This is a genomic window from Moorena sp. (genome assembly GCF_982860115.1).
The window spans coordinates 62,651-85,059 of sequence record NZ_CEYLVT010000006.1; the positions used below are offsets into that span (position 1 = coordinate 62,651).

16 protein-coding genes and 1 pseudogene are annotated in these 22,409 nt (G+C 44.4%); 13 read left to right on the forward strand and 4 right to left on the reverse strand.

Annotated features, from left to right (window positions below):
- The 3 genes from AC4II3_RS02215 to AC4II3_RS02225 form a co-directional block, all read right to left on the reverse strand.
- A partial coding sequence (locus AC4II3_RS02215; protein ID WP_488029150.1) for an SDR family NAD(P)-dependent oxidoreductase occupies positions 1-5,732 on the reverse strand: 5,732 nt, incomplete at its 3' end.
- Between the two features lie 11 nt (positions 5,733-5,743).
- The gene (locus AC4II3_RS02220) at positions 5,744-8,107 is read right to left on the reverse strand and encodes an AMP-binding protein (protein WP_488008688.1); all 2,364 of its coding nucleotides are present in this window, start codon (positions 8,105-8,107) and stop codon (positions 5,744-5,746) included.
- Positions 8,108-8,279: 172 nt separating this feature from the next.
- Positions 8,280-9,314 (reverse strand): hypothetical protein, encoded by a 1,035-nt coding sequence (locus tag AC4II3_RS02225; protein ID WP_070391830.1) that lies wholly within the window; start codon positions 9,312-9,314, stop codon positions 8,280-8,282.
- Between the two features lie 703 nt (positions 9,315-10,017).
- On the opposite strand from AC4II3_RS02225, the gene AC4II3_RS02230 reads away from it, so the two are divergent.
- The 9 genes from AC4II3_RS02230 to AC4II3_RS02270 all read left to right on the forward strand — a co-directional run bounded on the left by AC4II3_RS02230 (position 10,018) and on the right by AC4II3_RS02270 (position 18,618).
- Complete coding sequence (locus AC4II3_RS02230; protein ID WP_488008686.1) at positions 10,018-11,592, forward strand: OmpA family protein; 1,575 nt, start codon at positions 10,018-10,020, stop codon at positions 11,590-11,592.
- 385 nt (positions 11,593-11,977) lie between these two features.
- Positions 11,978-12,928, forward strand: a complete 951-nt coding sequence (locus tag AC4II3_RS02235) for an urease accessory protein UreD (protein ID WP_488008684.1) — start codon at positions 11,978-11,980, stop codon at positions 12,926-12,928.
- Between the two features lie 33 nt (positions 12,929-12,961).
- Positions 12,962-13,264 carry an urease subunit gamma gene (gene ureA / locus AC4II3_RS02240; protein WP_008179425.1) on the forward strand — a complete coding sequence of 101 codons (303 nt, stop codon included), beginning with the start codon at positions 12,962-12,964 and terminating at the stop codon, positions 13,262-13,264.
- Positions 13,265-14,368: 1,104 nt separating this feature from the next.
- Positions 14,369-14,686 carry an urease subunit beta gene (locus AC4II3_RS02245; protein ID WP_488015036.1) on the forward strand — a complete coding sequence of 106 codons (318 nt, stop codon included), beginning with the start codon at positions 14,369-14,371 and terminating at the stop codon, positions 14,684-14,686.
- A 116-nt stretch (positions 14,687-14,802) separates the two neighbouring features.
- Positions 14,803-16,521 carry an urease subunit alpha gene (gene ureC / locus AC4II3_RS02250; RefSeq protein ID WP_293086683.1) on the forward strand — a complete coding sequence of 573 codons (1,719 nt, stop codon included), beginning with the start codon at positions 14,803-14,805 and terminating at the stop codon, positions 16,519-16,521.
- A 229-nt stretch (positions 16,522-16,750) separates the two neighbouring features.
- Positions 16,751-17,065, forward strand: a complete 315-nt coding sequence (locus AC4II3_RS02255; RefSeq protein WP_488015052.1) for a TMEM14 family protein — start codon at positions 16,751-16,753, stop codon at positions 17,063-17,065.
- Positions 17,066-17,120: 55 nt separating this feature from the next.
- Complete coding sequence (locus AC4II3_RS02260; protein ID WP_488015038.1) at positions 17,121-17,294, forward strand: hypothetical protein; 174 nt, start codon at positions 17,121-17,123, stop codon at positions 17,292-17,294.
- 109 nt (positions 17,295-17,403) lie between these two features.
- Positions 17,404-17,742: a hypothetical protein gene (locus tag AC4II3_RS02265; RefSeq protein WP_488015040.1), complete on the forward strand. Its 339-nt coding sequence runs from the start codon at positions 17,404-17,406 to the stop codon at positions 17,740-17,742.
- Positions 17,743-18,015: 273 nt separating this feature from the next.
- Positions 18,016-18,618 (forward strand): hypothetical protein, encoded by a 603-nt coding sequence (locus AC4II3_RS02270; RefSeq protein WP_488015042.1) that lies wholly within the window; start codon positions 18,016-18,018, stop codon positions 18,616-18,618.
- A gap of 168 nt (positions 18,619-18,786) precedes the next feature.
- Here AC4II3_RS02270 and AC4II3_RS02275 read toward each other — a convergent pair whose 3' ends face one another.
- A complete protein-coding gene (locus AC4II3_RS02275) occupies positions 18,787-19,365 on the reverse strand; it encodes a TetR/AcrR family transcriptional regulator (RefSeq protein ID WP_488015044.1) in 579 nt (192 codons plus the stop codon).
- Positions 19,366-19,583: 218 nt separating this feature from the next.
- On the opposite strand from AC4II3_RS02275, the gene AC4II3_RS02280 reads away from it, so the two are divergent.
- The 4 genes and pseudogenes from AC4II3_RS02280 to AC4II3_RS02295 all read left to right on the forward strand — a co-directional run.
- Positions 19,584-20,192 (forward strand): pyridoxamine 5'-phosphate oxidase family protein, encoded by a 609-nt coding sequence (locus tag AC4II3_RS02280; protein ID WP_488015046.1) that lies wholly within the window; start codon positions 19,584-19,586, stop codon positions 20,190-20,192.
- A 64-nt stretch (positions 20,193-20,256) separates the two neighbouring features.
- The gene (locus AC4II3_RS02285; protein ID WP_488015048.1) at positions 20,257-21,132 is read left to right on the forward strand and encodes an alpha/beta fold hydrolase; all 876 of its coding nucleotides are present in this window, start codon (positions 20,257-20,259) and stop codon (positions 21,130-21,132) included.
- A 125-nt stretch (positions 21,133-21,257) separates the two neighbouring features.
- Positions 21,258-21,911, forward strand: a complete 654-nt coding sequence (locus tag AC4II3_RS02290; protein WP_488015050.1) for a cupin domain-containing protein — start codon at positions 21,258-21,260, stop codon at positions 21,909-21,911.
- Between the two features lie 53 nt (positions 21,912-21,964).
- A pseudogene (locus AC4II3_RS02295) lies at positions 21,965-22,354 on the forward strand (FAD-binding protein); the annotation flags it as partial.
- Positions 22,355-22,409: the final 55 nt, after the last annotated feature.

Sequence of the window (22,409 nt, forward strand, 5' to 3'; positions counted from 1 at the left end):
TCGCCCTTCGTATTCGAGTAGGGTAGGTTAGGCAATTGATAATCCAACCGTGTTGCAACTTCTTCCGCAAAATTCCCCAAAGGCCGGGGCAGCTGGATTTGCCGCCAAACCTCTCCCAAAGCCGAATCAATTTGGTTATGGTTGCGGAAATTGGGGTCATCCACCGGTAGGGATTGGGGATGAACTCCATCCGTCATCCGCTGCCCTTGATAGGGTTCTAAAACCGCCTCATCAAAAGGAATATCCAGAAACTCACACAACCTTGCCATGACCAAAGCAGGTTGCTTTACTAGTTCCTCGTAATACACTAAATGATGATTGGATGGTGCAATTTCCTGGAAGAAGTCTAGGATATTACGGTTACAGGTTGTCCAAACTTCCTCTGCTAGCCAATAAGGGTCTACCTGATCAATACCAAAGATTTTATCCATCCGATTTTTCACGAAGGAATCAATTACCGCATAGGGATGACGTACCAGATGAATATACTTCGCTTCTTCAAATAAATCTTCCGCGTGCCTTAGGGTTTCCAGACTGCCAGCATAGGTAGGAGACTTATCCACAAGAGTACGTTTACCCGTTAGTTCCTGTAACCTGCCATAAACCTTCTGAATCGACCAGTCTTGCTGGCTTATCTCCTCCACCAGTGTTGTACTGGCTTGGGCATCTAGGTTCATGATTTCCATGAAAGCTCGCGCTAACCCTTCTCCTAAGTGAGTTGAACCTAGGGATTGATTGCGCTCAGCCATGGTATCAAAGGGCAATAGGTGTAATTCTGGTGGACAGAATAAATCCCGATGACCAGCTAGCATCACCCGCAGTAAGGTGGAGCCTGACCGAGGGCTAGATAGCACAAACACCATGCTCCGATTACGCTGGGTGGGTTTGGTAAAATTGCGTTCGCTATTGTTCCATGCCCAAGGATTAGCCCAATTCTTAATATCTGAGAGACTAGTAGTGGTCAATGAGGTTTGGGTTGGCTGGGGCTGATGAAGCCGTTCCATCTCCAAAGCCAAGTACTCAGCTAGAGCCGTAATCGTTGGTCGCTCATAAAACTCCCTAGGATAAAGGGTTATCTTCAGGTCTTTCTTACAGGCATTGAGTACTTCTACAATCATTAAGGAATCAGCACCCAAATCCATCAGGTTGCTCGACCCTGAGATTTCCCGACTTATCCCTAAAGTCTTAGCAATCTGTTGCTTAAGGTAATCGTTTAATAACTCTTCCCGTTGGGTTGTTGTACTAGCGAGCAGTTGATCAAAAATCCCAGAATTGTCGTTTTCCCCATCCCCCTGAGGCGGTAGTGTTTCTGTTGTGATTACCTCTGATAGGAATAACGGTAACTCTACCGGTAGTCGTTCTTTTAACGTTGACCACTCCACCGGTAATACCCCCACCTGAGCCCCATCTTGTGCCAGAAGTTGTTCGAGTATCTGTAATCCCTGTGGTGCTTGAATCGGCTCGATTCCCAGCATTGCCATCCGTTTACCGACGCCAGCGGCTAAACCCATCTCAGCCCAAGGCCCCCAATTAATACTTAAAGCGCTTGCACCTTGCCCTTGTCGATAATGGCTGAGGCTATCTAAAAATCCGTTAGCTGCGGAATAGTTTCCTTGACCAGGGGTACCTAGGATAGAGGTGGCGGAAGAAAATAGTACAAATAAGTCTAGGGCCATCTCCTGAGTCAACCGGTGTAAATTCCAGGCTCCCTCAACTTTCGGCTTCATCACCTTGGCAAATTTTGCCCAATCTTGATGCAGCAGCACCCCATCCTCTAGGACCCCTGCACCATGGATAATTCCTTTGAGGGGGGGTAGGGAAACCTGAATTCTGTTGAGACAGTCCCTAACTTGTGCTTCCTGGGATACATCCACCTGCTCAAGGACTACCATCACACCTTGTTCTTCTAATTTCCCAATTATTTCTGAGGCCCTAGGATTTGGTTGACTTCGTCCTACCAGTACTAAATACCTTGCGCCCTTATCGGCCATCCATTCAGCTACCTTTAACCCCAGTGACCCCAAACCACCGGTAATTAAGTAGGTGCTATCTGGTTTTAGCTGCAATGGTAAAGCGGGGGGTTGGGACTGTTGCTGTTGATGAATCAGGCGAGGCACATAGGCTTGTCCATCCCTCAAAGCAAATTGGTTTTCTCCCTGTGGCCGTAATATCTGGTTTAGCAGCATTAATGATTGCTCTTGGTAGTGCTGCTCATTGCTCAGTGCTGAGTCTTGACTTGGTTCTAGGTCTATTATCCCTGCCCACAGTTCTGGATGTTCTTGGGCAATAACTGCACCTAAACCCCATAGGGGAGACTGGGCAATCCGTAAGGATTTTTTCGTCTTACCTAGCGGTTGTGTGCCCTCGGTAACTAACCACAGACGAGGGGGTTGAGCTAATTCTGCTTTGACTAACGCTTGCAGCAAATGCAAGACACTACCACAACCGTTTTCTAAAGTGGCGTCTAGGGGAAATGTTTGAAACTGGTCCAGTGCGGGAGTATCTAAACTCCACATATGAACCACAATCACAGATGTTGCGTTTAGGGATTCGACTTCTTGATCTAAAAGACGCTGAAAGTGTTGCGGTTGTGCTGGGTTAATTTGGTAATGGTTTGCTTGTAATTGTTCATAGCTTGAGCCAGGGGAAATTAACAAAACCCGATGTTCCTTTGGAACCGCTTTGCCAACACATTTTTCTTCCAGCTGTTGAGTTAATGTTTCTCCAAATGTTTCTCCAAAGCCCTCTTTATCGGCAAAAATCAACCAAGTTGTACTAGATTTAGATATATCAGTAGATATATCAGATACATCTACATCCTTAGGTCGCCATGCTATTTGATACAACCAATCCCCATAGGAGGGAGTGGATAGTTGGCCATAGGAAATCGGGGATAATGGTTTTACTGAAGTGGTATCTAGCCAATACCGTTGCCGTTCAAACGGATAAGTGGGTAGGGAAACTAGGCGACGGGGGTTATGCTGATGGAATCTTCCCCAGTCTACTGATGCGCCATGTTTATATAGGCTTGCCAAACTTTCCAGCATTTGCCGACTATCTGGTTTTCCTGGGCGCAAACTTGGTATAGCTGTGAGCTTTCCTTTCGGTAAACACGCTTTGCCCATTCCCAATAGGCTAGGCTTCGGTCCTACTTCCACACACAGATGATAACCCTGTTGATAAAGGGTTTCCATGCTCTGGTAAAATTTCACGGACCCACGCACATGGTCACACCAATACTCGGTCGTAGCTATCTCAGCAGTGGCTAATTTTCCAGTTAAATTCGAGATTATCTCTATTTGCGGGGGATGTAGGGATATTTCCGATAATACCTGGGCAAAATCTGCCACCATTGGTTCCATGAGGGCAGAATGGAAGGCATGAGAGACTGGCAACTTTAGTGATTTGACCTTTTGAGAGCGTAGTCGGGCTATCACTGTTTGAACGGCCTGACTTTCCCCAGAAATCACAATATTTTCCGGACCGTTAATGGCAGCGATTGAGACTTTTTCGGATAGGGATTGAATTGCCTCAGTGACCTGTTGCTCATTGGTCAAAACCACTGCCATTTCACCACCTTCTGGCAACTGTTGCATCAAACGCGCTCTTTGGGCAATTAGCTTTAGCCCATCTTCTAAGCTAAAGACTCCTGCTACAGTTGCTGCCACATATTCCCCAACACTATGACCCATCACCACAGTTGGTTCGATTCCCCAAGACCGCCATAACTGAGCCAGGGAGTATTCTAGAGCAAACAATGCCGGTTGGGTGTAGGCGGTTTGATTTAATGTGGAGTTGTCACTGTTGTGGCTGAAGATTTCCGGATACAGGACATCCAGTAACGGCTGTTGTAAATAGGATTGCAGAATTTCGGCGCATTGGTCGAGAGTAGCCCGAAAGATTGGTTGGGTTTCGTAGAGTTGCCGTCCCATACCACTATACTGAGAGCCTTGACCGGTAAAGAGGAAAACGATTTCGGGGGGAGTAGGGCTATTTTGTGCTATTTTGTCCGAAATCGTTTGGCTTTCTGTCAACTTGGTCAGTTTTTGCTGCAACTGGTCAGTGGATTGGACTAGGAGGGCTAGACGATAGTTAAAATGCGATCGCCCTTTATTGCTGGTCAAACAAATATCTGCTAGTGTCTTTGATGGCTCAGATGCTATGAAGTCTATGTATCGCTTTCCTAGGGTTTGCAGGGCGGTTGCGGTTTTGGCAGACAAGGTAAATAGATGATAGTTTTGGTCTTGATCGTTTTGGTCTCTATCATTACTTGTCGCTTTTGTCAATTCTGGCGCTCCTTGTAGCACCACATGAGCATTGGTTCCTCCAAAACCGAAAGAACTTACACCAGCAAATGGGGGAATCACATCCCATGGCCAAGGCTCCCGTTGCTGCTGTACTCGCAGGGGCAGTTGATCAAAGGGAATGTGGGGATTTGGCTCAAGGAAATGGAGGCTGGGTAAACGTTCTTGGTGCTTGAGGGATAGGGCGACTTTGATCAAACTAGCAATACCAGCAGCTGCTTCTAGATGACCGATATTAGATTTGACCGAGCCAATCGCAACAGGCTTGTTGGTAGGGTGGGTTGATAACGCACCGTAGTTATCAGAGTTATTATCAGAGTTGTGGTCAGAGGGTTCTCGTTTTAGGACATTTCCCAAAGCCATCGCTTCAATCGGGTCTCCCAGTAGGGTTCCGGTCCCATGGGTTTCTACATACTGCACATCTGACGGTGAAATGCCCGCATTCTGGTAGGCCGAGACTAGAACAGCTTCCTGAGCATCTCTACTCGGAGCAGTTAGACCATTGGTGCGCCCATCTTGGTTAACCGCACTGCCTCGAATCACAGCATAAATTGGGTCTTTATCGATCAGGGCTTTGGATAGGGGCTTTACTACTATCACCCCAGCGCCCTCGCCCCTCACAAAGCCATTGGCACGGGAATCAAATGCCTTACAGCGACCATCAGGAGATAAAGCCGTTAACTTACTCAACCCAACCGTCACCACTGGGGTTAGCATCAAATTTACTCCCCCTGCTAGGGCTAGGGTTGACTCACCATTCCAGATACTCTGACAAGCCAAATGAACAGCGACTAGGGATGAGGAGCAAGCCGTATCAACCGTTAGACTTGGCCCTTTGAAATTCAGTAGGTAGGAAATGCGATTAGCTGCCATAGTGGAAGCTACACCAGTATTGGTATAGGTATCCACCACCTCTGGACTTTGGAGAAGCAGCTGACCATAATCATGAGTAGAAATGCCAACAAAGACCCCCGTTTGGCTACCACTGAGTTGACTAGGCACTTGGCCTGCATCCTCTAGTGCTTCCCAAATTACTTCCAACAGTAGTCGCTGCTGGGGGTCGATATAGGTAGCTTCCCGAGGAGCAATGCCAAAGAATTCTGGATCAAATTGATCAACATGCCCCAGGAAACCACCATAACGGCAATACATTTTACCTGGTGCTGTGGGATCCCCGTCGTAAAATTTCTGGATATCCCAACGGTCGGCTGGCACTTCAGTAATAGCATCCACACCATTTTTGAGCAGTTGCCAGAAGGAGTTTGGGGAAGAGGCACCTGGAAAGCGGCAGCCAATCCCGATAATAGCAATAGGTTCTTTTAACCCTTTCCTCTTTTGCAGCTGCAATTCAAGAAGGGCGCGTTTTTCGGGGGAGAGATTGGCAATCCGCTTAGCAATATCATCCACTGGCAACATAGATCGAAACATAGATCTAGGAACTATTTGATGGGTTTTCCCAGAATTTCTTGGATTTGTGCTTCTGAGAGCATTTCCAACTCAGCTAAGAGTTGGTCTACCTCTTGATCACCACTGGAGGAAATCGATTGAACCGTCACCGGTGAACGATAAAAGGGTGTCGAGGTGGACCGATCCAGATTCTGGAACTGTGCCTCCCATAATTGTTGCATCTCAGTACCTGCACTCGAAACTCTCGGTTCGATTTTTCTTGGGCTGTCCTCCTGGTTTGAGTTGCTTTTTTGACTTACTGTCGCCAGATATTGGGCAAGGGATTCGATATTGGGATAATCATAAGCCAGTGTAGGAGACAGAGGCACTCCTAACCATTCTTCGAGATCATCAGCTAGTTCAACTGCTGTTACTGAATCTAGACCATAATCAGCAAAAGACTTGCTGATGTTAATAGACCCAGCAGGAAGTTTTGTTTCTCGCGCTAGCCAATTTACTATCCACTTTTGAATTGTATGGCGGGTTTGCGCTTTGCCGATAGTATTACTAGTAGTGGGTTCTTTTTCTGGTTTGGTTGGGGCAATCGTTGGCTGTTGCGCCAAGCTCGATTGCCCGACAACTGTCAAGGTATTGTTTATAAATCCAGCTCGACAAGCATGGCGCTGTACTTTGCCACTGGATGTCTTGGGAATACTATTGGTCTTGAGCAATAACACAGCATAGACTTGAAGCTGGTATTCTTGGGAGATGGCACTCCGGATTGCTTCAACCACTTGATCTACATCTAGTTTCCGCAGGTAATTCCTGGAGACTTCTTGAACAATCACCAATTGCTCAGCCTGTCCGACTTCCACAGAAAAAGCTGCGCCATAGGCAGGGCGAAGAGCCGGATGACTCTTTTCCGCTGTCAATTCTATATCTTGGGGATAATGGTTGCGACCCCGGATAATAATTAAATCCTTTAGACGACCTGTTACAAATAACTCACCATCCTGGATAAATCCTAAGTCACCAGTACGCAGCCATGGCCCTGAACCGGTATCAGCTAGATAGGCATTAAAGGTTTTTTCCGTCACCTCTGGTTGATTCCAATAGCCTTGAGCAACACTTGGACCTTTTACCCAAATCTCTCCGACGGCACCAGCTTCAACTTGGGTGAGGGATTGGGGGTGTGCGATCGCAATTTTTTCATTTAACCAAGTCCGCCCACAGCCGACCAGGATTCGAGTCTGCCCATTACCCTTAGACTGACCATTAGACTGACCATTAGACTGATTGAGACGATTTTCTGGCACGGGAACCACTTGATTTTGTTCAAGAGCTTCCCCTTCAAATTCCCTTATAACTGGAGGTTGGTCTTTCAAGCCTCCAGTTACTAATAATGTGGTTTCTGCCATGCCATAACAGGGGTAAAATGCTTCGCGACGGAAGCCACAAGGGGCAAATTTCTTAGCAAATCGCTCTAATGTGGAGGCTCGAACTGGCTCAGCACCGGTAAAGGCCATTTGCCAGCTGCTCAGGTCAAGGGTTTCTAATTGCTTAGTCGTAATTTTCTGCACACACAGCTCATAGGCAAAATTGGGAGCACCACTGGTAGTGATCTGGTATTTGGAAATTGCTTTTAGCCAGCGGTAAGGCTTGCGGAGGAAATCTACTGGTGCCATCAGGATGATTGGAAGACCAACATAAAGAGGCTGTAGGATGCCGCCAATCAGTCCCATATCATGGTAAGCAGGTAACCAAGACAATCCCCGGCTTTGGGGTGTATCTTGGAAACACCGATTAATCAAAGCTGAGTTATATAGCAAATTCCCGTGGCTAACCATTACTCCTTTGGGTTTACCCGTTGATCCAGAGGTGTACTGTAGAAAAGCCAGGGTATTCTCCTTAGAGTCCGGGTGCTGCCAATCTGATTCGTGGTGCGTAGGCAGATTGTCAGTTGCCAGCCACTTCAGTTGATTGTTGGCGGGATTTTCAGCTAGCTGAGTCTCTATTTTTTCTAATAGAGGGGTAGTAGTGAGGGCAAATTTGGCCTGAGCATCTGCCACAATTGCCTCTAGCCTGGACAAATTTTGATTGGAACGGGGGGGATAAGCGGGAACGGCTAACACTCCCGCATACAAACAGCCGAAGAAAGCTGTGATAAACTCTAAACCGGGTGGATAGAGTAGCAAAGCTCGCTCCCCTTTTGCGTTCTGGTGTAGAAGCTCCGATGCGATCGCTTGGGCGTGGTTGTCTAACTGTTTATGGGTAAGGTAGCGGTCTGGGGTTTCCCCGTTCAGTAGAAATGTATAGATTATCTGATCCGGCTGGTGTATTGCTCGGTAACGTAGCAGGTCTACTAAGGTAGAAAATTTTTGTATATTCTCGCTCATGTCATCTAAACTGTCTTTCATCCCTGCACGCCTTATTTTCACAGCCAAATCGTCGTCCATCCCCTAATCAATAATGATTTATCAGTCTTGTTCTAGGCTACAACAATCGTTTATTATCCATTAAGATCGGCATTATTGGCCAATAGGTGATTAATTACCAAGTCCCCTTACTGATTAGTCGTAAGCTGATAGCTTACGTTTCAGTCATAACTTTCAGGCGAATCAGCTGCTCTCCACTCTCGTCCAAAGGAACTTCAATCACGTCACCCGCTAGACGATCCATACAGGTCAGCAGCAATCGCAAGTGGGGAGTACTTGACCCGGTATCTACATACAATCGGTCTGACAGACTACCTAAACGCTTCCAGGTGGTATAGAGTTTGCCAACAACCTGTTCTAGGGCCAAGGCTTGTTTAACTAAATCAGCAGCAGTGTTTAAACAATCAAGTCGTAGCGCTTCATCTAAAGCGAGTTCCATATCTAAGGATGTGTGATTGATAGCTTGGACTTGGGCAGAAGCATCTAAATACTTGGCTAAGCAACGGGCATCTGAGGTCACATGTTTAACAGTGTCCACATCTGGATTAGTAGCAATTGCTTCTTGTAATGGAATCAGGTGGATTTCTGGCAGCTTTTCCATCTCTTTGACTAATGGGGCCAGGTAACTGGATGGGAGACCCCCTTCAGCGGATTTTTCTTTAACTTCCTCTGGTAGTAATTCTGAGGACATGGCAGTCCATTGATCAGACATCTGTTTGACCTCCCGGCGAGTGATGCGATCGCCTTGTTGAGCTAGTTCTGTCACCATTTGCTGGACTTCGGGAGCCGACTTAGCTGTTTCCACAAATGCCCGTTTACTGAAGTTATTAATGGCATCATGACTAAGCTGACCCTCGATTAACAGAGTATCGGCACTGTTAGCCAGTTCAATTAGGGAGTAAGCCTGACTTTTCCCGATTTCCCGACTTTTGAGCCAATTTAAAAATCCAGCTCCCCTTCCTTCACCCCCTTTTTTCTCCCTGTCTCTTACTACTCGTAGAATCCGTCCCCGCCAGATATCGGTCTGTAGGTCAAAGCGATCGCATACTCGCCAAGCGTGATCTACTAGCTGTTCAAAGTCAGTTTCCTGAATTTCCTCATCCTCTGGATCTGGGAGTTGGAAATCCAGATCCATGGGTTCGTTGAGCAGAGCAGCGAGTTCGGCGGTAGAGTCAGGCACTTGCACCATAGGGAAAGATTATCCAGTCACGGTAAACACGATTATTGCACGGTTTCCAAATTATAAAACTGCACGCTACCCCTAGATGAGTGTGACTTTATTATCTGGCATCATGCACCAGATGTATAGGTTATTAGTCGTCAGTCATTAGTTTGGTTGCTTTTGAGCTCCGAGTGTGACCGTAACCCTATTAATGGCATTTAATGCGATCGCACAACTACTCTGGAATCTTCTAGGCTACTCAATTACGAACAATTTGACGCCATAACTGGATTTATCAAGCCTTGGAAAATTTTTATTATAATCCTTACTAATTCTTAGTTTTTTGGGTGTGGTTTTATTTCCTCATTAATTAGGCTTTTTACGTTTTTTAAAATTTAGAAATAATTTGAAATATTTCTATTGCTTATTATTAATAAAATTTATGATATTCAAATAATTGAAATGGCATACAGGGTGTAGCCTTAATCGTTTAATTATAACCAACTTTTCACCTCTATAGCAATATAGATAAAAACAAAAATAAGGCTATTATAGCGTTCCCTAGTAAGCCTGAGGTAAATTTAATTTTTTTTTAACTCTCTACTCCCTACTCCCTAAAACCCAGTACAAAATACCCTGACCTAAATGTACTTTTATTAAGGCTGAGATAATCGGGAACAAAGGTGGTAAATTATAGCCAACATAGCAAAATAATCACAGGTGCATCAAGATGACTCAAAAGAAAACTACCGACAATAAATTAATCCCAGGGAGCTTAGCGTTAGGATTTGCTTTACTAATCGGTGCTGCTTGGTGGGTAACTAGCTCTAACTCTCGCTCCTTGCAATTGAACCGTATTAGTACTCCGCCTATAGAAGATGCCAACTCTTCTACTACATCTTCTGTTACAACAGAAAATGCAACCGAGAATGCTGATGCTGAAACAAACCTTAACCTTAAGGGATTAGGGGATACGGACAGTGGTTATTCAATCCTCAGTAGTGCTAACTTCCGAGACGCTCTGGTGAAGCGGGGGATTGGTTTCAATTATGCTCAAGAGTCAGACCAGGAAGCTCGTGCAGCAGCTCTGCGTCAGGAACAAGCTGATCTGATTGGCACTAGTTTAAACAAATTCCTGACTCACAAGCCTAACGGCAAAATCGTTGCTCTGTTGAACCGAACAGAGCAAACAGATGGTACTCAACCCAACTTAGATGTAGTAGTGGCCTCTGAGCGTATCCTGAAATCCAATCCTAAAGAGATACAAGATTTTGTAGAAACATACTACGACCAGGTAGAGAAAGCTAATCTCACAGATGAAGAAACTGCTGGTAAGGGAATGCAGTTTTTTACAGCAGCTGAGGCGAAAGATTGGATGAAATCAGGAACTTTGGCAACAAGAATAGGGGAAACTGCGGGAGTGTTGGCAGCTTCGGGTAAGGCAAAAGATGTTCCTGTTAATACCACAGAACTGTTTACCGCTAACTATCTGCCCCCAACAGCTGAGCCAACTATAGCTACAACCCCTCCCACTGATGAGAATCAGCTACCTGAAGTTGCGGCTCAACCTCAGGTAGCTGATTCTACTGAAGCGGATCAAGCTCAGGAATCAGAACCGGAAAAAACCGTTACTGAACCAGAACAAAAACCTGATTCTACAGCCATTCAAGTAGCTGAGGCAGATAATAACACTCAGGCTTCAGTTCCAGGAAAAGCTGAGGAAAAGCCAGAAGTTGCGGCTCAATCTGAGGATTCCTCTAACACTGAAACCGATCAAGCTAAGGAATCAGAACCGGAAAAAACCGTTACTGAACCAGAACAAAAACCTGACTCTACCGCCACTCAAGTGGCTGAGGCAGATGATAAAGCCAAGGAATCGCAACCAGAACAAAAATCTGACTCTACAGGCACTCAAGTGGCAGAGGCAGAGGGACAAAACCCCCAGCCCCTAACTAACTTAGAAGTTTTAGGTGAAGTCAAGTTTGCCAAGGCTTCGTTTCAATTAAGTCCCCAGGAGCAGCAAAAGCTCAATGATTTGGCAGAGGCAATTCAGAAATTTAGCCCCAGTAGTGTAGTTGTCAAGGTGCAAGGTCATACCTCCCGTACTGGCAATCCTGAATCTAACCAGGAACTCTCTCAAGCCAGAGCTCAAGAGGTAGTGAACTATCTCAAAAGCAAGTATCCCTCCCATCAATTTGTTGTGGAAGGATTAGGTTTCTCTGAACCCCGACCTGGTACTGACCCGACTTCTCCAGTTAACCAACGAACTGTGATTAGTTTGGCACCGATTCAATCGGGAAATTAGTCACAGATCAAGGCTTGCCCAATTGTGGAATAGCCCAGGGTGATTGGTAATCGGTAATTGGTAAGTAAGCATATGCGCTACTTGAGATGCTACTTGAGGTGCCGTCAGCTGTCAGCAGTCAGCTTGATCAAGCCCTGACAGCAGACATAACAGAAATTAAACTAATGCTTACCTCTTTTATTCAAAATCACCTCAAGTAGGGTGTGCTATGGGCATAAGCACTTCAAGTAGCGTGGCCAAATGCCAAAGTTTATAGCTGATAGCTGATAGCTGATAGCTGATAGCTTACATCGGTAACTTGCTCAACTATAGTTGATATGATTCTGATATTGAGCAACACCGAAGCAACCTGGTCAATTACTGTACATTGCCCTTTGATTAATTGGTGAATAAACTTTCTCAACCACAACCAACAGATAGTGATCAATCTCGATGGCATGGCAGCCTTGAATTACGCTTTGCCTTAGCCCATGGAAAAACTCAACCTATTCACACCTACGCCAAAGCTCCCTTGAAAGTACAGCGACCGTTTTATCCAGAAGGGCTAGGGGTTTGTCACACTGTGTTACTTCATACCGCTGGAGGAATGGTAGGAGGGGACAGGTTGTCTCAAGATATCCACCTGGAATCGGGGACTCATGCTTTAATCACCACTGCTGCTGCTAGTAAAGCTTATGGTAGGGGCAGTTATAGCGCTAGTCTAAAAAACGATAGCGCTAGTTTAAAAAAGCCACAAGCTAGTCTAAAAAACGATAGCGCTAGTTTAAACCAGCCAGAAACTAGACAAATCATCCGGCTCCAAGTAGAGACTGGTGCTTGTTTAGAATTGTTGCCCCAGGAAACGATAGTATTCAATGGTGCAGTTTACCGGCAGGATTTGCGGGTAGAATTAGCGCCGGGAGCCAGTTGGTTAGGCTGGGAAATTACTCGATTTGGACGCAGTGCTAGAGGAGAAAGGTTTGTGGAGGGAAATTGGCGATCGCATACGGAAGTTTGGCAGCAAGGACATCCACAGTGGATTGACCGACAATGGTTACCAGCTAGCGAAGTCACCTTCTCTAGTCCTTATGGTTTAGCAGGACAACCAGTGGTAGGAACATTAGTTTTGGTAGGGGAAGCGGTATCATCACAGATTATCGAACAAGCCAGAGAACTTTGGAGTGCTAGGGAGTATGTAGGGGAAGCTGGGGTAACTCAGCTGATGTCAGGATTATTATGCCGCTATCGTGGTGGTTCGACTGAGGAGGTGAGACACTGGTTTACAGAGGTTTGGCAACTGTTGCGCATTAATCTATTCGGGCGTCCTATTATTAAGCCACGAGTTTGGCCGTTGTAATATCAAAATTGCTACTAATCACAGGATCAAATAATGCAACTGACACCCCAAGAAAAGGATAAACTACTAATTTTTACTGCCGCCTTATTGGCAGAAAGACGCAAGGAAAAGGGGTTGAAGCTAAATTACCCAGAAGCCGTTGCTTACATTTCTGCGGAAATTTTGGAAGGTGCTAGGGAAGGACGTCCAGTAGCTGATTTAATGAGTTACGGCACTACCCTGCTGACGCGGGATGATGTGATGGAAGGAGTACCTGAAATGGTGAATGAAGTCCAGGTAGAAGCAACCTTCCCCGATGGGACTAAACTGGTTACTGTACATGACCCAATTCGTTAGTCTCACAAAAAGCTTGATAAATAACTCTTTAACTCATCTTAAATCATCATAAGATTCACAGAAGTTGACAGAGTTCTTCTCTGAGATTTATAAGTTGGTTTCTCAGGTCATTGATTTGTTCACTGCTCAGTTGTGCAGTTGTTTGATCATCTACGATGTTATTCAGGCTATTGATACAGTTATCAGTCGTATTACGACAGTTCTGAACAACCTGGATTCGTTCCTTAAAGATTTCTTGGAACTTAGGCTCAGCTGATTTAAGAATAGTATTGTTGTTGGGGTGAACTTTGTTCAGTTGTAATTTTAGAATTTTCCATGATTTAACTAGTGAAGGGAGTCCCATAAGCACGAAACAATGGTTAAAAAACCTTTAAAAAAATTAAATCAAACACCAGACAGAAAAACTAAAACAATTAGGTATATTAGTCATTATTATAGTCATAACTAATTGAATAATGCTATAATTAATAATTGGGAAAAGATATGTCTGAAGAACCGGCTGCTGATCAAGAAAAATTTTTCCATAAGTAGGATAAAATTCCTGGCCATTAGTATAGCTTTAAAAGCCATATAAGATGTCAGAGTTGACCAAAAAGGAATCATTAACTGTAGAAATAAAACCATCAACGAGTTAATAAATAAGAATTCAATAATACCTATATTGATTATTCATAACACAATCGAGAAGTCAGGATTCCTTGATTAAAGACTGTATGAAGAAAAGATAAGCTAGAGAAAAAATCTGGTAAGGGTAATAGGGAATAGGGAATAAGTAATAGGGAATAAGTAATAGGGAATAAGTAATAGGTATCAAAAAAGCAGTTGACAGGTTCTGTGCTAAGAGAAGGCAGCTTCATACCCTGAACAGAATCCTAGAGCAATGAAATCTAGACCCTTGATGCCTAGAGCCTAGAACATCAAAAAAACTAAACTCTACTCCCCATCTAGTTCAGTTCTTGATGCAGTCGCTCAGGTCGGAAACCTCCTTTGGCGACGCTGCATCGCTGTGTCAATTAAGGCTACCAAAAAAAAAATCAAATGTACGAGATAATCAACTAATTTACGAGATAATAAAAAGCTAGTCAGGGTTTAAGGAGTTAGTTAGTGATTCCAGGCGAAATCATTCCCCAAATAGGGGAAATCGAACTCAATGCTGGTCGTGCCACCATCAGAGTACGAGTAGCGAACACAGGCGATCGCCCTATTCAAGTAGGGTCTCACTTTCACTTTTTTGAAGTCAACGAAGCTCTCCATTTTTACCGGGAAGCTACAAAAGGCATGCGCTTGAATATTCCAGCTGGTACAGCTATCCGCTTTGAACCGGGAGACGAACTAGAGGTGGAATTAGTCACTCTTGTCGGTAGCCGTCAGGTGTATGGCTTCAATGGCAAAATTAATGGTCAACTTGATAGCTCAAGTTGATATATAGTTACTATTTTTTTTAAGTAAGCGCTACCCAGAGGTAATCCCAGAGTTTGGCCGAGGGGAGAAAATTACCTATTACCTATTACCCATTACCCTCAATCAAGGAGTTGTTGATGAGTTATCGTATGGATCGCCGTGCCTACGCCGAAACTTATGGTCCTACCGTAGGCGATCGCATCCGCTTGGCTGATACAGAATTAGTGATCGAAGTGGAACAGGACTACACCACCTACGGTGATGAAGTTAAATTCGGTGGTGGTAAAGTGATTAGAGATGGAATGGGACAATCCCCTATCTCCCGCGCTGAGGGTGCTGTGGATTTGGTGATCACTAACGCCCTAATCCTGGATTGGTGGGGTATTGTTAAAGCCGATATTGGTATTAAAGATGGCAAAATAGTCAACATTGGCAAAGCCGGAAATCCCTACATCCAGGACAATGTCACTATTATTATTGGTCCTAGCACTGAAGCAGTTGCTGGGGAAGGAATGATTGTCACCGCTGGCGGGATTGATGCTCACATTCACTTTATTTGTCCCCAACAGATTGAAACTGCGATCGCATCTGGTATCACTACTATGATTGGCGGTGGTACAGGTCCAGCCACTGGCACTAACGCCACTACCTGTACTCCTGGTGCTTGGAATATTCACCGGATGCTGCAAGCTGCCGATGCATTTCCTGTGAATCTAGGGTTTTTAGGGAAAGGCAATAGTGCTAAACCCGAGGGATTACAGGAACAAGTGATAGCCGGTGCCATGGGATTGAAGCTGCACGAAGACTGGGGCACTACTCCAGCCGCTATTGATACCTGTTTAAGTGTGGCGGATCAGTTTGATGTCCAGGTGGCAATTCATACCGATACCCTCAATGAAGCTGGGTTTGTGGAAAATACCATTGCTGCCTTCAAAAACCGAGTCATTCACACCTACCACACCGAAGGAGCAGGGGGAGGTCATGCTCCAGATATTATTAAAGTATGTAGTGAAGCTAATGTATTGCCCTCTTCTACCAATCCGACCCGTCCCTATACCCTTAATACCCTAGAAGAACATCTCGATATGCTCATGGTGTGCCATCACCTAGACCGGGGCATTCCTGAAGATGTGGCCTTCGCTGAGTCCCGGATTCGTCGGGAAACTATTGCTGCTGAGGATATCCTTCATGATTTAGGGGCATTTAGTATGATTGCCTCTGATTCTCAAGCCATGGGACGGGTCGGTGAAGTGATTATCCGTACCTGGCAGACAGCCCACAAAATGAAAGTGCAACGGGGAGTGTTATCCACCACTACTGGGGAAACTGGGGAAAACGACAATTTCCGAGCCAAGCGTTACGTTGCCAAGTATACGATTAATCCTGCGATCGCTCACGGAATTGCTAATTATGTCGGTTCCATCGCAGAAGGGAAGCTAGCGGATTTGTGTCTGTGGCGTCCAGCCATGTTTGGAGTCAAGCCAGAGATAGTGATTAAAGGTGGTGCGATCGCATGGTCCCAAATGGGTGATGCCAATGCTAGTATTCCCACACCCCAGCCGATTCATATGCGTCCGATGTTTGGTAGTTTTGGTGGTGCGATCGCAGCCACATCCGTTACCTTTGTCTCCCAAGCTGCCTTAGACCAAGACATCCCAGCTCAAATTGGCTTACAAAAATCCGCTGTTGCCGTTTCCAACACCCGCAACTTGAGCAAGACCGACATGAAACTCAACGACGCCTTGCCACAGATTGAGGTCAATCCAGAAACCTATGAAGTCAGAGCTGATGGGGAATTATTAACATGCGAGCCCGCAACGGTTTTACCTATGGCACAGCGTTACTTCTTATTTTGATGAGTTGCTATAGCGTTTCCTAGTAAGCGTGAAGTACACCTAAATTTTCTTACTCCGTCTTGATGCAAAGGGCGAGTGGGGTGCTCTCCTTTGACTGCGCTGCATCCGATCTTCCCTACTCCCTACTCCCTTTGCTACCTGGACTACAATGTTAAGTTTTCTGCTGAACTGACCATAGAGGTATCGAGCTAGAGGTATAACTGAGTTCAGTTTGACAAAAAATTTAATGATGAATCTAAGTATTGCAGCAGTACTCCTATACGGCATCTTAGCCCTGATCGGGGGAATCATGGGCTATGCTAAAGCCAAAAGCAAAATATCTCTCATTTCTGGTGTAATTAGCGGTTTATTGCTAATATTTGCTGGAATAATGCAGCTTCAAGGACAACCCTGGGCACAAACCTTAGGGATAGCCATAGCAGCTGCACTGGTGATTGTGTTTGCCATCCGGCTCGCTAAAACTCGCAAGTTTATGCCAGCTGGATTAATGATCATTGCTGGTGTGGTTTCTTTAGGGGTGATGCTTTATCCAGCGATCGTGTAAAAACGGGCTTTTATAGTCCCCCCTGAATGCATTTGATCAACCAGAAAAGCACACCATGGGTTTTTACACACAGATACCGAATAGGCTAACCGATAGACGTTCTGTGAGTCTATCGGTTATCTGTGTACATCAGTCTCGTGCTGAGAAGGGCAAAATGCCAACAGTCTTAGCCCCTAAACTTCCTTTGAGCTTACTGTTCTTCCTGTCTTTGCAGTTGACTTATGTATAAATAATATCTATAAATCCTATCTAGAAAATGGTAAAATTTGTCTAGGAACCCCTATAGCCTAGGGGATTCTTCACCTGTAACCTTAGTGATAGTACTACTTTTTAGTCAAGTGTCTCTCACCACAGATATATATTATAACTCAACCAGTCCAGCCATTTCCAGGACTGCTAACGGTACCGGTAAGTTGTTTTTTGAAGAATTAGCCGAAGTGAGTCCGATGGATAAAACTGTTTCTCTAGTGTTCATCAATCCCCAACAGCCTAGTTATGAGCCTAGTTATTCTTATTTCCAAGAAGTCCAGTTTAACAATCCCATAAATCTAGAAAATGTGGTCAGACCGACAGTCAATTTTCTTGAAAACCCTCAATCTACCCTACCTGTCGAGAATATAGTTATTGGTCTTGTTCTAATTTCCATCTTCTCTTTCATATTTATGAAGAGTTCTTGAAAGCTGAAAACCCCCGTGCCAAGCACGGGGGACGAAAGGGAAACTAAGGGGACTGCCTGGGCTCTCTGACTTAGTAATTTTTAGGGTATCAATCCAGGTTAATTACCAATTAATAAGAGCTTGAGCAGCCAAACAATTCGGTATTATCCCCAGGAATTATCGATTATTTTGCTGAATTATTATTACTTGTTAAGTGTTAAGTATTACTTGAAAATTGACCCTTGACAAGTTTCAAGTAACAAGTGTTAATTTTCAAACCTAGGATAGATGTGAATGTCTTATAGTGATTTTAAATCTCTAGACACACTAACTTCTCTAGGGATTGATATGCTAGAACCTGTGCCATGCCTGATTCAAGCAGACCCAATTTCCCCCAGTGACTTTCTTCAGGAAGCTCTCAGACGCTTTGTGCCACTAGCAACTGCTATCAATACTGAAAAAGCTCGCTCTGAATATCTTATCGCTCCTATTTTAAGTGAAATTACAGTCATTAACCCTCGTATTAGTCTGTTTTCTGGCAAAAACTTTAATGTAGACCCAGCACAGGGACTTACTGGATTTTTTGATTTCATCCTTACTGATCACCCAGATAAGTTAACCATCAAAGCTCCAGTGGTGGTAGTGGTAGAGGCAAAAAACGAAAATATTAATGAAGGACTCCCTCAATGCTTGGCTACGATGTATGCAGCTCGATTGGTTAACCAAAAAGAGCCAGAGATGGCTGAGCGAACTGTATATGGAACTGTTACGACGGGACAAGTATGGCGATTCCTGGCTCTGACACCAGAAGGCAAGGCGATGGTGGATCTTAATGACCGCTATCTAACACCTGTGGATGAATTACTGGGAGTGCTGGTGGCTATGACAACTAGATAGTTGAGTAGGTCATAGTAGATCTTGATTTAATCTACACCATTGACGCAACGGTTTTTTTGATTGACCCTCAACCGTTTACAAACAAGTGCGTTCCCTTAGCGGCTCAATGCTTAGCATCCCATTTCGCTCTTCCCTCTTCTGAGTTCCCTACTCCCTACTCCCTACTCCCTACTCCCTACTCCCTAATAATGCTGAAGCAACGGTTTTCCCTTGTGCTGCGGCTATTGAGTTCCCTTCCATCATCGCCACCACAATTGAGCCTTGCACAAGCAGTAAAAACTGTCGAGCCAATAATTCAGGATCAGTAATGCCTGCAGCTTGAGCCAGATCCAAAATATAGGCATAAACCGCTTGTTGGTGCTCCAAAGCCGCCTGATAACCTGGGTGATTGGGCTTGGCCAATTCTACAGTAGCGTTAATGAAAGCACAGCCCCGAAAATCTGGAGCCTCAAACCATAATTGAAGCACATCAAAGATTGCTAATAGACGCTCTTTGGGATCTGAACTATGTTGGGCAACAGTTTCTTTAAACCAGGAACGCCAGCTCTCGCCCCGCTGTCGTAGGAATGCTTCAATCAAAGCATCCTTCGATTTGAAGTGGTTGTAAAGTGACATCTTGGCCACACCAGACTCGGAAATGATGCGATCAATCCCTACATTCTGAATACCGTCTTGGTAAAAGAGCTCAGAGGCTTTCTCTAAAATGCGATCGCGAACTGGTTTACGAGATGAAGTCAATTTGCTCATGGTTACTGAATCCGATTTGTATAGACAAGTCTGTATAGTTTAGACTAACACTTTCCCCTCCTCAGTGTCCTTACCCTTGACCATCGGGCACTGCTTAACAAAACTTTACAAAAAAAATCAGCGGAAAATCCTTGACTTTATACAGACCTGTCTATTAAACTAATAATATACAGACCGGTCTACATAATACCTAGTCTAGATAAATAAGGGGATTTCTGATGGCACGACAATTTACCAATATTGCTTTTACCCCTGGAGTCAAAAACGCTCAAACCCGCTACAGCTCTCGGGAAATTTATGACCAATTCGCCAAACGAGGCATTAGCGCAGATACTCTGACTGCTAAAGAAACAGAATTTATCGCGGCACGGGATAGTTTCTATATGGGTACGGTCAACAGTAAAGGTTGGCCTTACATCCAGTTTCGTGGAGGACCTAAAGGATTCCTCAAAGTTCTGGACGATCAAACCTTGGGTTTTGTGGATTTTCAAGGAAATCTGCAATATATCAGTGTCGGTAACTTGTCTGAAAGCGATCGCGTTTTTCTATTTTTGATGGATTACGCTCACCGTCGCCGATTAAAGATTTGGGGAAGGGCTCAAGTTATTGATAACGACCCACAACTGCTCAATCAATTAGCCGATCCTAATTATCAGGCGGAATTGGGACGAGTATTCATAATTAAAGTTGAGGCATTTGACTGGAATTGTCCCCAACATATTCCGATTCGTTATTCAGAAGAAGAATTGGCCAAGATCAAAGCTCCCCTAGAAGCGCGCATTAAAGAGTTAGAGAAACAAGTAGCTCAACTTTCCTCCTCAAATTGAAGCTCTCCTCATCTAGTTTTAACCGTAATAACTAAATCAATTATCACCAAGTAACGTAATCATCATGACGAACCTAAACACCACAATGCACAAAACTATTGAGATTGATGGACTTGATATTTTCTATCGGGAAGCTGGCTCCAAAAACGCCCCTACCATCCTCTTGTTACATGGATTTCCTACTTCCTCCCACATGTTCCGCAATCTAATTCCCGCCCTTGCAGACGAATTCCACCTGATTGCCCCAGATTATCCTGGTTTTGGTGCTAGTTCCATGCCGAAAGTTGATGAATTTGACTATAGCTTTGATAAATTGGCAGATATCATCGAAAAGTTGACGATTAAATTGGATTTACAACAATACTTTCTCTATGTGATGGACTATGGCGCACCAGTAGGTTACCGTCTAGCCAGCAAATATCCCAACAAAGTGCTAGGGCTGATTGTACAGAATGGTAATGCCTATGAGGAAGGTTTGGGAGAGTTTTGGCAACCACTCAAGGCTTACTGGCAGGATAAAACTCCCGAAAATGCTCAAGTTCTAGCGGATTTTTTAACCCTCGAATCGACTAAGTGGCAATACACTAATGGAGTTCGCAATCCAGAAACCATTGCTCCAGACAATTGGTTTCACGACCAATATTTGCTAGACCGTCCTGGCAACAAAGAAATTCAATTAGAACTGTTTTACAGCTACGGTACTAACCCAACTCTCTACCCGCAATGGCAAGACTATTTCCGTCAGTTTCAACCTTCAACCCTAATTGTTTGGGGCAAAGGTGACTACATTTTTCCCGAAGAAGGAGCCCATCCCTACAAGCGAGATCTCAATAACATTGAATTCCATATCCTAGATACCGGTCATTTTGCCCTTGAGGAAGATCTAGAGTTGATTGCTAATTACATTCGCAACTTCGCTCGCTCTAATGGCCCTAAGTAGTCAGGCAGATTCGTCGAGCACAATTAGGCATAATGAGAATCTAAGTAGTCGGATAGGTGATCGTACTAGGAATCTCAAGCAATAATTACAGATTCCAACAATAAACATAATTTCAGGAGGTTACCATGCAGATTCATGCAGATTTAAGTCAACGAGTTGTTGTCTATAGCGAAGAGCTACCTTGGGTTGATTCCCCTATGGCCGGTGTACAGCGTCGGATGTTGGAAAGGGATGGAGACGAAGTAGCCAGAGCAACGTCTCTAGTTCGCTATGAAACTGGTAGTTTTTTTTCTGCTCATACTCATGGTGGTGGTGAAGAATTTCTGGTTTTAGAGGGAATATTTTCTGATGAAAACGGAGATTATCCCTCTGGTACTTATGTCCGTAATCCTGTAGGTTCAAGCCATACTCCTAAAAGTGAATCAGGTTGTACGATTCTGGTGAAACTATGGCAAATGTCTCCTGAGGATCAAGAGCGAGTAGTAATCGATACAAGTAACAACTCTTGGGTTCCAGGTTTAGTTAAAGGATTACAGGTAATGCCCTTACATACTCATAGTACAGAGAATGTTGCTCTAGTGAAATGGGAACCTGGAACTGTTTTTAAACACCATAGTCATTTTGGTGGAGAAGAAATTTATGTAATTGACGGGGTATTTGAAGATGAATATGGCACTTATCCTAAAGGAACTTGGATACGCAATCCTCATGGCAGTAATCATACTCCCTTTAGTCAAGAAGGCTGTTTAATCTACGTCAAAACAGGACATCTTAATTAACCTCAAATTCCATCCTGATAGTTTTTAGTCCAATCCACTACAGAGGTAAGATCATGAAACTCAAAAAACAAAATCTTCAAGAATCCACTGACAAAATTTACGACACCATTATTGTGGGAGGTGGCGCAGGAGGTCTCTCTGCGGGAATCTATCTCCAGCGTTACTTACTCAATACTTTGATTATCGATAAAGGCAAAGCGCGCTCTTTTTGGATGCAGGAACTCCACAATTACTTGGGTTTACCTCCTGATACCCCTGGTCGTTCTGTTCTTAGACAAGGTAAAGAGCATTATTTGTCTATCGGTGGGGATTCACTAGATGCTTTTGTCGAAGAAGTAATTGATGAGGGTGAGACCTTTGCTGTACGAGTAAAAGTCGGTCGAAACAATAGTGAATACTATACCTTTAGGGCTAAATACCTGATTGCTGCTAGTGGCATTATTGCTGAGGGGGCGACGAAATAATCTAAAACGCAGACTCTATAAGTAATCTAGCCCT

What these genes read in the sequence shown, in the direction of transcription:
- AC4II3_RS02230 (WP_488008686.1), top strand. Translation starts at nt 10,018, where the DNA reads ATGACTCAAAAGAAAACTACCGACAATAAATTAATCCCAGGGAGCTTA.
- AC4II3_RS02260 (WP_488015038.1), top strand. Translation starts at nt 17,121, where the DNA reads ATGGGTTTTTACACACAGATACCGAATAGGCTAACCGATAGACGTTCT.
- AC4II3_RS02255 (WP_488015052.1), top strand. Translation starts at nt 16,751, where the DNA reads ATGAATCTAAGTATTGCAGCAGTACTCCTATACGGCATCTTAGCCCTG.
- AC4II3_RS02275 (WP_488015044.1), bottom strand. Translation starts at nt 19,365, where the DNA reads ATGAGCAAATTGACTTCATCTCGTAAACCAGTTCGCGATCGCATTTTA.
- AC4II3_RS02285 (WP_488015048.1), top strand. Translation starts at nt 20,257, where the DNA reads ATGACGAACCTAAACACCACAATGCACAAAACTATTGAGATTGATGGA.
- AC4II3_RS02220 (WP_488008688.1), bottom strand. Translation starts at nt 8,107, where the DNA reads ATGAAAGACAGTTTAGATGACATGAGCGAGAATATACAAAAATTTTCT.
- AC4II3_RS02270 (WP_488015042.1), top strand. Translation starts at nt 18,016, where the DNA reads ATGTCTTATAGTGATTTTAAATCTCTAGACACACTAACTTCTCTAGGG.
- AC4II3_RS02225 (WP_070391830.1), bottom strand. Translation starts at nt 9,314, where the DNA reads ATGGTGCAAGTGCCTGACTCTACCGCCGAACTCGCTGCTCTGCTCAAC.
- ureA (WP_008179425.1), top strand. Translation starts at nt 12,962, where the DNA reads ATGCAACTGACACCCCAAGAAAAGGATAAACTACTAATTTTTACTGCC.
- ureC (WP_293086683.1), top strand. Translation starts at nt 14,803, where the DNA reads ATGAGTTATCGTATGGATCGCCGTGCCTACGCCGAAACTTATGGTCCT.
- AC4II3_RS02280 (WP_488015046.1), top strand. Translation starts at nt 19,584, where the DNA reads ATGGCACGACAATTTACCAATATTGCTTTTACCCCTGGAGTCAAAAAC.
- AC4II3_RS02290 (WP_488015050.1), top strand. Translation starts at nt 21,258, where the DNA reads ATGCAGATTCATGCAGATTTAAGTCAACGAGTTGTTGTCTATAGCGAA.